This is a genomic window from Streptomyces sp. NPDC001904 (assembly GCF_040297005.1).
Lineage (GTDB): Bacteria > Actinomycetota > Actinomycetes > Streptomycetales > Streptomycetaceae > Streptomyces.
On record NZ_JBEOYI010000047.1, the window covers coordinates 20,306 to 30,641 of the forward strand.

Annotated in this window: 9 protein-coding genes and 1 pseudogene; 3 read left to right on the forward strand and 7 right to left on the reverse strand. The window is 71.4% G+C overall.

Going from position 1 to position 10,336, the window contains the following annotated elements; translation table 11 throughout:
• Positions 1-18 precede the first annotated feature (18 nt).
• Both ABT127_RS37865 and ABT127_RS37870 read left to right on the forward strand, forming a co-directional pair.
• Complete coding sequence (locus ABT127_RS37865) at positions 19-1,257, forward strand: metallophosphoesterase (RefSeq protein WP_351460657.1); 1,239 nt, start codon at positions 19-21, stop codon at positions 1,255-1,257.
• Positions 1,258-1,337: 80 nt separating this feature from the next.
• On the forward strand, positions 1,338-3,689 hold the full coding sequence (locus ABT127_RS37870; protein ID WP_351460660.1) for a GH92 family glycosyl hydrolase: 2,352 nt from the start codon (positions 1,338-1,340) through the stop codon (positions 3,687-3,689).
• Between the two features lie 57 nt (positions 3,690-3,746).
• Here the strand turns inward: ABT127_RS37870 and ABT127_RS37875 are convergent, their stop codons facing one another.
• The 3 genes and pseudogenes from ABT127_RS37875 to ABT127_RS37885 form a co-directional block, all read right to left on the reverse strand.
• A complete protein-coding gene (locus tag ABT127_RS37875; RefSeq protein WP_351460662.1) occupies positions 3,747-4,883 on the reverse strand; it encodes an LCP family protein in 1,137 nt (378 codons plus the stop codon).
• Positions 4,884-4,945: 62 nt separating this feature from the next.
• Entirely contained in the window at positions 4,946-5,503 is a 558-nt protein-coding gene (locus ABT127_RS37880; protein WP_351460665.1) for a transglycosylase SLT domain-containing protein, read from the reverse strand.
• A 286-nt stretch (positions 5,504-5,789) separates the two neighbouring features.
• Positions 5,790-6,164: pseudogene (locus ABT127_RS37885) on the reverse strand (MaoC family dehydratase); the annotation flags it as partial.
• Between the two features lie 234 nt (positions 6,165-6,398).
• Here ABT127_RS37885 and ABT127_RS37895 point away from each other — a divergent pair.
• The gene (locus tag ABT127_RS37895; protein WP_351460668.1) at positions 6,399-6,860 is read left to right on the forward strand and encodes a DUF3237 domain-containing protein; all 462 of its coding nucleotides are present in this window, start codon (positions 6,399-6,401) and stop codon (positions 6,858-6,860) included.
• Positions 6,861-7,034: 174 nt separating this feature from the next.
• Here the strand turns inward: ABT127_RS37895 and ABT127_RS37900 are convergent, their stop codons facing one another.
• The 4 genes from ABT127_RS37900 to ABT127_RS37915 all read right to left on the reverse strand — a co-directional run bounded on the left by ABT127_RS37900 (position 7,035) and on the right by ABT127_RS37915 (position 10,247).
• Positions 7,035-7,724: a GAF and ANTAR domain-containing protein gene (locus ABT127_RS37900; protein WP_351460669.1), complete on the reverse strand. Its 690-nt coding sequence runs from the start codon at positions 7,722-7,724 to the stop codon at positions 7,035-7,037.
• A 52-nt stretch (positions 7,725-7,776) separates the two neighbouring features.
• Entirely contained in the window at positions 7,777-8,127 is a 351-nt protein-coding gene (locus ABT127_RS37905; protein WP_351460672.1) for a PRC-barrel domain-containing protein, read from the reverse strand.
• Between the two features lie 67 nt (positions 8,128-8,194).
• The gene (locus tag ABT127_RS37910) at positions 8,195-9,085 is read right to left on the reverse strand and encodes a ferredoxin family protein (protein ID WP_351460675.1); all 891 of its coding nucleotides are present in this window, start codon (positions 9,083-9,085) and stop codon (positions 8,195-8,197) included.
• A gap of 10 nt (positions 9,086-9,095) precedes the next feature.
• Positions 9,096-10,247 (reverse strand): cupin domain-containing protein, encoded by a 1,152-nt coding sequence (locus tag ABT127_RS37915; protein ID WP_351460677.1) that lies wholly within the window; start codon positions 10,245-10,247, stop codon positions 9,096-9,098.
• Between the last annotated feature and the right edge of the window lie 89 nt (positions 10,248-10,336).

Consider the following 10,336-nt stretch of genomic DNA (forward strand, 5'->3'; position numbering starts at 1 on the left):
TGCTCGAGGAGGGGAAACGTGACCGACACCAGCGAGACCCGACCCACCGACGGTGCGGCGCCCCCGCCCGAGGCCGGGCGACTGCGCCGGATCATGCGCTACATCCCCCTGGTCGCGCCCGTCCTGTTGTGGGCGGTGCCCTGCTGGGTCCTGCTGTACGGCGGTCAGCACTGGCCGTTCCCCGTCACGCTCGTCGGCACCGTCGTGTTCGTCGCCGGTCTCATCGGGATGCCGCTCGCGATGATGCGCGGTCACGGCCGGCGGCAGCAGGACCGGGCGGCGATCGTCGGGGACTTCCTCCTGGGCTCCAGCTGGGTTCTGTTCACCTGGTCCGTGCTGCTCGGCGTCCTGCTCCGGCTCGCCCTGGTCGTGGCCGGTGCCGGTGACGGGCAGGGCCGGGCGCGGATCGTCACCTGGGCGGTCCTCGGCGTGGCCGCCGTGCTGCTCGCCTGGGGGTACGCCGAGGCCCGCCGGGTGCCACGGGTGCGTCGGCTGGACGTCGAACTCCCGCGCCTGGGAGCCGGGTTGGACGGCATCCGTGTCGCGCTCATCACCGACACCCACTACGGGCCGCTCGACCGCGCCCGCTGGTCGGCGCGCGTGTGCGAGACGGTCAACACACTGGAGGCCGATCTGGTCTGCCACACCGGCGACATCGCGGACGGCACGGCCGAACGCCGCCGCGCCCAGGCCGCTCCGCTCGGCACCGTGCGGGCCACCGAGGCCCGCGTGTACGTCACCGGCAACCACGAGTACTACAGCGAGGCCCAGGGCTGGGTCGACCTGATGGACGAACTGGGCTGGGAGCCCCTGCGCAACCGGCACCTGCTGCTCGAACGCGGCGGCGACACCCTCGTGGTCGCCGGAGTGGACGACGTCACCGCCGAGTCCTCCGGCCTGGCCGGACACCGCGCCCATCTCGCCGGAGCCCTGGACGGCGCCGACCCCGATCTGCCCGTCCTGCTCCTCGCCCACCAGCCCAAGTTCATCGACCGGGCGTCAGCCGCCGGCATCGACCTGCAGCTCTCCGGGCACACTCACGGCGGCCAGATCTGGCCCTTCCACCACCTGGTCCGCATCGACCAGCCCGCGCTCGCCGGACTCAGCCGCCACGGCGCCCGCACCCTCCTCTACACCAGCCGCGGCACCGGCTTCTGGGGCCCGCCCTTCCGGGTCTTCGCCCCCAGCGAGATCACCCTGCTCGTGCTCCGCTCCCCCGACCGACGGCCCGGAGGGGCACCAACAACCGCCTCGTGACGGCTCATTGACGGATCACCGCCCGGAGAGGAAAGATCAACGGGCATTGATTGACAACGTTGTCGCACGAGAGGATCACGATGAGAGCGCTGAGACGCGTCTTCACCGCCTTGTTGGTCGTCACCACCATGGCGGCCTCCGCGGGGGTCGCGAACGCCGCGGCGAAGGGACCGGCGTTCGCCGGTGATCCGACCACGCTGGTCGACACCTCGGTCGGCAACAACGGTGACGGGACCACGTTCCCGGGCGCGACGGCTCCGTTCGGCATGGTGCAGTTGAGCCCCGACACGCAGCTGAACAAGTACGCCTCGTACGACTACGCGCAGAACACCATCCTCGGCTTCAGCCACACGCATCTGTCGGGCGTCGGCTGTCAGACGATGGGCAACATCCGGTTCATGCCGACGACCGGCGCGGTCACCTCGTCGGATCCGGCGCGGTACGCCGCGAAGTTCAGCCACGACAACGAGACGCGCGCGCCCGGCTATTACGGCGTCACGTTCGACAACGGCATCCAGGCCGAGCTGACCGCGACCCGGCGGACCGGCCAGCACCGCTACACGTACCCCGCCGGATCCGGCCCCGAGAGCGTGCTGATCGAGGCCGGGGAGAGCAACGGCAGCACCTACGCGGGCGACATCAAGGTGGTCGGGAACGACACCGTGGAGGGCTGGGTCCAGGGCGGCAACTTCTGCGGTGAGACGGGCAAGGAGCGCTACCGGGTCTTCTTCAGCGCCAAGTTCGACCGGACGTTCTCGTCGTTCGGCACCTGGACCGACGGCACGCTGACCGCGGGGCAGCGCGAGGCGTCGCGCGGCACGAAGCGGGCCGGTGCCTGGCTGATGTTCGACCAGGCCGGCGGCCGTCAGGTCGGTTCGTCGGTGGGCCTGTCGTACACCTCGGTCGACGGCGCGCGCCTGAACCGCAGGGCCGAGCAGCCGAAGTCGTTCGACGCGGCGAAGTCCGCCGCGCACGCCGACTGGAAGGGCGAGCTGAACCGGATGCGGGTGGCCGGTGGCAGCCGCGCCGACCAGCGCACGTACTACACAGCGCTCTACCACTCGCTGCTGCACCCGTCGATCGGCTCCGACGTCGACCGCCGCTACCGGGGCTTCGACGACAAGGTGCACCGCTCCGACTCCACGTACTACCAGATGTTCTCGCTCTGGGACACGTACCGCTCGCAGAACCAACTGGTGGCCCTGCTGCACCCGGACAAGGCCGCCGACATGGCCAAGTCCGTGCTGCGGATCTACGAGGACGCCGGGTGGCTGCCGCGCTGGGGGCTCGGCGGCGGCGAGACGAACGTGATGAGCGGCGACCCCGTCACCCCGTGGATCGTCGACCTGTACAACCGTGGACTGCTCGACGACCGCACCTCGCGCGGCTTGTTCGATGCGCTCTGGAAGAACGTCAACGAGGTCCCCGCGGACCAGTCCGTCTTCCGCGGCCGTGACGGCAACCCGACGTACGTGAAGAACGGCTGGGTCGGCTACCAGAACCTGCCGGGCTACCTGTTCGGCGACAGTCGGCAGGCGGGTTCGGCGACGCTCGAGTACGCACTCGCCGACTGCTCGCTGTCCACGATGGCACGCGGTCTCGGTCACCGGGACAGGGCGGCCGTGCTCGCCTCGCGGTGCGACAACTTCACCGAGCTCTGGGATTCCGGTGTCACGTCGCAGGGCTTCACCGGGTTCCCCGTCACCAGGAACGCGGACGGCAGCGTCGCGGGCGACCCCGATCCCACCCAGTCCGGCGCGTTCCACGAGGGCACGGCCTGGCAGTACCAGTGGCTCGCCCAGCAGGACCCGCAGACCCTCTTCGGTCTGATGGGCGGTCGGTCCGGTGCCGAGCAGCGGCTCGACACGTTCTTCGACATGCCGACCGTGCTCACCGATCCGGCGAAGGCCGCTGCGGACTCGTGGGTGACGGGCGCGTACGACTACCACAACAACTTCGCGTTCAACCCGAACAACGAGCCCGACTTCCACGCTCCGTGGATGTACACGTGGACCGGCGCGCCGTGGAAGACCTCGGCCGTCCTGCGGGCGCTGCGCACGCTGTTCACCGACGACGCGTACGGCATGCCCGGCAACGACGATCTCGGTGCCACCTCGTCGCTGCTGGTCTTCGCCATGGCGGGTGTCTTCGAGGCGCAGCCGGGGTCCGCGAACTACATCGTCTCGGCGCCCATGTTCGAGAAGGTGGAGATCCGTCCCGAGCACGGCCGCACGATAGCCGTGGAGGCGCCGGGCGCCAGCGCGTCGAAGCTCCAGTACGTGTCCTCCGTGCACACGCGCCAGGGCACGTTGCGCAAGAGCTGGCTGTCCCACGAGGACCTGCTGCGTGCGGGCACGATCAAGATCGCGCTGTCCGGTGAGCCGACGCGCTGGGGGGTGAACGCGGCGCCGCCCGCCCTGGCGAAGGGCTGATGCGACCAGCGGCCCTGTGGCCCCGCCCCCATGGGGGCCACAGGGCCGTTCTTCGCTCTACGTGCCCGAGACGACCGGCGAGTCGGTCCGGTCCCCCACCGAGCCGTGGGTCGCCGACTTCGGGACGGGCCGATCATGGCGCAGGGCCGTCCAGACTCGGTGCGACGCCTTGTCGAGGGGCAGGACCCGGCCCGCGTCCTGCGGGTCGTAGGTGACCGGCATGGTGACCATGCTGGTGCGGTCGGGGCTGATGCCCTTCAGCTCCTTGCCGAGGCCGATCAGCTTGTCGGCGGAGGCCAGTTCGGAGTCCGCGCTGATGCTCTTGGTCGCGGTGTCCGCCAGGGCGTAGGACTTGGCGGGGCTGCCGAGCGGGTCGACGGTGTCGGCGCGGTGGATCAGGGCCTTGACGAACGCCTGCTGGAGCTGGATGCGGCCCAGGTCGCTGCCGTCGCCGACGCCGTGCCGGGTCCGTACGAGCGCCAGGGCGTCCTTGCCCTTGAGCCGGTGCTTTCCGGCGTCCAGGGAGAGGCCGCTGTTGTGGTCGCGGATGGCGCTGCTGGTGGTGATGTCCACGCCGCCGAGCTCGTCGATGAGCTTCTGGAACCCCTTGAAGTCGACCTCGAGGTAGTGGTCCATGCGGAGGTCCGACATCTTCTCGACCGTCTTCACGGTGCAGGCGGGGCCGCCGAGCGCGTAGGACGAGTTGAACATGGCCTCGTGCGCCGCCGGGACGGTGCCGCCGCCCTTCTTGTCGCAGGCGGGGCGCTCGACCAGGGTGTCGCGGGGGATGCTGACGACCGAGGACTTCTTGTGGGTCTTGTCGACGTGCAGGACCATCGCCGTGTCGGCGCGGGCGCCGAGGACGCCGCTGCCGTACCGGCCGTGGGTCCCGGCCCGGCTGTCGGAGCCGAGCAGGAGGATGTTCATGGCACCGCCGCGCTGCTCGCTCGGCCGGTCGTCCCCGAGGGCGGCGTTGACGTCGGTGCCCTTGATGTTGCCGTTGAGGTGCTGCCAGGCGTAGGCCACGCCTCCGCCGCCGACCAGGGCCACGCCCAGGGTGCCCCAGGCGATCCAGCGCAGGGCGCTCTTGCGCCTCCTGTGCCGGGAGCGGCGTACCCGTGCGGGCCCGTAGGCGGGGACCGTGGGCCGGTCGGCCGGGTGCGCCTGGTGCTCGTACCCGCTCTCGTGCGGCATGTCCTGCCCTTCTTCGGTGGCCGGTGGCCGGGGTGGCCGGTGCATGGGTGCTGCCCGGCGGCTCAGTACGCGGAGTCGACGTTGTCGATCGAGCCGTACTTGTCGGCGGCGTAGTTCGCGGCCGCGGTGATGTTGGCGACCGGGTCGGTCAGGTTGTTGGCGGTTCCGGCGACGTGGTATGCCTCGAAGGTGGGCTGGATCACCTGGAGCAGGCCCTTGGACGGGATGCCGTTCTGCGCGTTGACGTCCCAGCCGTTGACGGCGTTCGGGTTGCCGGAGGACTCGCGCATGATGTTGCGGTGCAGGCCGTCGTAGGTGCCGGGTATGCCCTTGGCCTTCATGATGTCGAGCGACTGGCGGATCCAGCCGTCGAGGTTGTCGGCGTAGGTCTTGGCGGGCTTGGGCGCGGCGGCCTTGGCGGGCGCGGCGGCCTTCGCGGGCGCCGCCGCGGGCTTCGCGGCCGGGGCGCTCTTCGCGACGGCGGGCTCGGCGGCCTGCGCGGATCCGGGGACCAGCGTCAGTGTCATCGCGGCGGCGCCCGCCGTGGCGACACCGGCCGCCGAGAACCGGCGGAAACGGGCGGTGCGGCCGGGGCGCGGAAGCGTCGAGGTGATGGCCATGCTGACTGACTCTCCAGAGGTACGGGGGTCGGGGCGGGCCGATGCGGGCCGCCCGGGGACATCAGTCAGAGTTAGCGAGGGGGCTGCCGTGCCGCAAAGATGTGACCTACTACCCGGGTACGCAGAAGAGGCGGGTCAGGCGCACGCGCACCGGTCGGTTTCCGGTGCGGTGCGACTACTACCGCCGGTCGCATGTGCCGTGGCTCATATGGGTGGGCTCACAGGCGAAGGGGCCGGAACGGCATATTCCGGCCCCTTTCCCCCGCGGCGGGCGGCTATGCGTATGGCGGTACACGGCTTGTGCCACGCAGGCGGGCTTGGCTCTGCCGTCGGCCTCGACGGTGAAGGTGAGCCGCATCTGCACGCCGTCGCCCGTGACCTCCTCGACGGCGTCGACGGTCCCGTGCAGCCGGATCCTGGCGCCGACGGGGACCGGGCTCGGGAAGCGGACCTTCTCCAGGCCGTAGTTCACGCTCATCGTGATGCCGGAGATCTCCAGCAGCTCGGTGAACATCGGGATGACCAGGGACAGCGTGAGATAGCCGTGGGCGATGGGACCGCCGAAGGGACCCGCCGCGGCCCGCTCGGGGTCGGTGTGGATCCACTGGTGGTCCCCGGTGGCGTCGGCGAAGGTGTCCACCCGGTCCTGGGTGACCTCCAGCCCGGCTCCTGCTGGCCGACGAGCCCACCACGGCCCTGGACGTCACGACCCAGTCGGAGGTCATGGCCATCATCGACGAGGCCCGTGCTCAGCGCGGGCTCGCGATGCTCTTCATCAGCCATGACCTGGCCCTCGCGACGTCGGTCTGCGACAGCATCGCGGTGATGTACGCGGGCTCGGTCGTCGAGCAGGTGCCGGCGGAACGGCTGCACGACCCCGGTAACGGAGTTCCCCATGTCCTTCTCACCAGCTCTGACCTACGCGTTCGAGATCCGCGCCCACCTCGAGCCGTCCCTGCACATCGGCCACGGTGACGGGGAGGTCACCGAGTTCACCCCGATCGTCGGCGGCAGCGTCGACGGTCCGCTGCTGCGTGGCAAGGTCCTCCCCGGCGGCGGCGACTGGAGCAGCACGCGCGGCGAGGTCTGCGAGCTCGATGCCCGCTATCTCCTCCAGACCGAGGACGGTGCCGTCATCGACATCGTCAACCGCGGCTACTACCGTCCGGCGGCGGACGGCCCCGACCAGTACGACGGCGACCTCCAGGTCACCCACGCCGGCCACTACTACCGCACCCACCCCGTCTTCCGCACCGACTCCCCCGCCCACCGCTGGCTCGCCGAGACGGTCTTCGTCGGGCTCGCCCGGCCCGAGGGGGAGGACGTGGTGGCCATTCGGCTGTACGCACTGCGCTAGCGTCCGGAGCCGTCGGCAGCCGGAGTGAGCCGTGATGTGTGGAACGCGCGAGTCGGGTTACCCCAGCAGGACGGCGCACGCAGCAGTGAAAGCCCTCCGGGGGTCTGCCGCGCCGAGGTTCTCCTGGTTCAGGCTGTAGCCAGGAGAACCGACCCCCTCCTCGGGGCGCGTCCGTCAGTCCTCGCGCAGGCCGCCCCGCTCGCAGACGCGGGCGGCGACCTCACGGAGCTTGATGTTCTTCTCCTGCGAGAAGCGGCGCAGCGTGTCGAAGGCCTCCTGCTCGGAGAGCTGGTGACCGGCCATGAGGATGCCCATGGCCTCGCCGATGGTGTGCCGGCTGGCGACGGCCTGCTCCAGCTGCGCGTGTTCCTTGGCGCTGGAGAAGGCCACGGCGGCGTGCGCGGCGAGCGTCCACCCGGCGGTCTCGCTGACCTCGGTGAACGCGCCCGGCTCCGTGGAGTAGAGGTTGAGGGCTCCCAGGTCCTCGTCCTCGGTGTAGAGCAGGAACCCCATCACGCTGCCGATGCCGAGGGCGTTCGCCCGCGGCGCGTAGGCGGGCCACCGAACCCGCTCCTGGGTGAGGTCCTTGATGCGGAAGACGGGGTGGCCCGTGCGTGCCGCGTCGAAGCACGGGCCCTCGCCCAGCGCGGCCTGCAGCGCGTCGCTGTCGTTGACGAGCTGTTCCGTGGGCGCGAGGGTCTTCGCCGTGCCGCGGGTCAGCAGGAGGATTCCCGCCGCGGTGCATCCCTCGATCAGGTCCACCGCGGAGCGGGTCACCTTGTCGAGCGTGCCGTCGACGGTGTCCTCCGCCAAGAGGTCCCGTGCCGTCGACGCCAGCCGCACGGCGAAGTCCTGCCAGTCCATGGGTCCTCCCTGCCCCGCGAACCGTCGCCCAACCTCCCACCGGCCGTCGCGGTCAGCGCCGCGCCAGGCGCCGGGCGTCGCCGGTCCCGTAGTCCAGGCCGTAGTGGGCGAACACCTCTTGTTCCTGCTCGGCCAGGAGTTCTCCGTCGGTGTCGATGGACGGCGCGTCCTTCACCTGCTGCCGGGACCAGGCCACCTTCACGTGGGAGGGAGCCACGACCGCCTTCTCCAGCGGGACGAAGGTGATCCGCTTCCGTGTCGGCAGGCCCACCGTGACCCCCGCGAAGGCCGGTCGGTCGGTGGCCGTGTCCACGTAGACCGACTCCAGAGAGCCGATCTTGCGGCCCTCCACGTCGACGACGTCGTGATCCAGCCAGTCACGGATGTTCTCCGCCTCGAACATGTGAACCTCCGGTGGGCGCCCAGTGTCTTTCCGCCTCCACCTGACCCTTCCCCCGCCCGCACAAACATCACGGACGGATCGTGGCCTCGTAGACGACGGTGGAACTCACGGACCGGCCCCGGCAGGTGAGCTGTCGCGGAGGGGTCCGGTAGGACCGTACGTCGATGTCGTGCACCGGCGAACGGGGCGCGCGGCTCGTGACCCGGACGAGCCAGCGGTCGGTGTCGCGCACCGTCTCCTCGATCACGTAGTGATGCCGGCCGGCCGGGCCGAAACGTCCGAGGACGGCGGCGACCGCCGTCTGCTGGGGCGGGAACAGGTTCGTGTATCCGCGCAGGTGGTCGGCGTGGACGCGGTCGGCCAGATGGTCCTCGACGACCTCGACGGACGAGGCGGCGTCGAGGTTGCCGTAGTAGACGCCGTCGGGCGCGACCACGACGTTGGCGGCGAATCTGTCGCCGCCGATGTGCGTGCACTCCCACACCAGGTCGGGCCAGCGCTCGCTCAGCGCGCGCCCCACGGGCCGTCCACGCACGGCGCAGCAGGCGTCGTGGAGGCCGTGGGCGCAGACGAGGACGACCGGGGGGCCACCCGGGTCACCGGGTTCTGCGAGGGCGGTGACGATGCCGAGAAGGTCCTCGTCGCGTGTCCAGGTGCCCCAGGTCTGCCGGTGGGCTCCGTCGGTGCCGTAGCGCAGGACCGCCCAGCGGCGCGGCCCGTCCGCCGGGCGGCGTCCGTGGCGTCGGATCAGCAGGATGCGGGCCCGCAGCGCCTGGGCGGCGGCGAACACCAGACGCTTGGTCTCGGGCTCCAGGGGCAGGCCGTCGAAGCCGTTCGGCGGCCAGCCGCCCCGGTACTCGACGAGGATCCAGGTCGATCCGTACGGCGCCGTGCCCGCCAGGGGGTCGGCGCGGAAGCGGGCCGCGTCGGAGCAGAAGAACCTGGATGCCGAAGTCACCGCTGCCCCGTCATCGTCCGGCGGGCACCAGGACGCCCGCGCGCAGGAGCCGCTCGACGAGTTCGACGCCCAGGTCGTCGGCAGAGTGGGCGGGGCCGCCGGTCAGGAGGCGGTGCGCGGCCGGGAGGTCTCGGTCGGGGAGGTCGAGCCAGCCGGCCCGGGTGTGCAGACGGCGTCCCTCCAGGCGTGGCTCCAGGGAGCCGCGCAGCCGTACCGGTGTGTCGGGGGTGAGGCTCTCGACGGCCCGGAGCTGGGCCAGCGGTCCCAGCGGCGCCGGTCGGGCCTGGCCGCGCCGGGTCCGGTGGAAGAGGGGTGTCGGGTCCGTGTCGGTGAGGGCGGCGACGAGGCGTTCACGGACCACGGCGAGGTCGTCGGACGGTCCTTCGGTGCCGAGGGGCAGGGAACCGCGCATCTCGGGGTCGTCCCGCAGCAGGTCGAGCGCGGACCGGGCGAGTTGTTCGGCCAGTGCGTGGCGCGTCCAGTTGTGGACGCCGAGGGTCAGATGGATCGAGACGGCGCCCTGCGCCTGTGCGGCGTGCAGCCACCCCCTCGGCAGATACAGCACGTCGCCCGGTGCGAGGACGGTGTCGAGGTACGCCTCGCCCTTCGCGGCCTCCTCGACCGCGGCGCGGCGGTCCGTCCAGGGCTGGTCGCGCAGCGGGTCGGGGTGGACCGGCTCGTGGACGATCCAGCGTTTGGTGCCCGCGATCTGCAGCACGAAGACGTCGTGCACGTCGTAGTGGTCGTCGAACCCGCGGTTCTGCGGCGGGGTGACGTAGGCGTTGGCCTGCACCGGATGGCCCAGCTCCGTGCCGAGCCGGGCGACGAGGTCCGCGACAGGCTCCCAGGTGCGCTGCAGGGCCTGGAGGACGAGCGTCGCGCCGTCGGCGAAGCTGCGCCACAGCGCCGTGTCGTCGAGCTGGTCGCCGATCGTGGCGCCGACGCCCGCCGGTGCGGTGAACGACGCGTCGGGGAGGGTGGCGCCGTCCTTGGCCACGCGGAGGAACGGTGTCCGCAGGCCGCGCCGGGAGACCAGTTCGTCGACGGCGTCGGCGGAGAACAGGTCGGTGAAATCGTCGGCCGCCCGGGTGAGCAGGGGCTTGCGCGCCCAGTGGTCGCGGGCGAAGTCCGCTCGGCTCACGCGGGTGAGGCGGGTGTCCAGGACGCCGGCGCCCGGCCGGGCGCCCGGGGGCGGGGGCGGGGGGGGGGTGGCGCGCCAGCGCCCCCGGCCGCGGGGTGGGGATAGGGAGA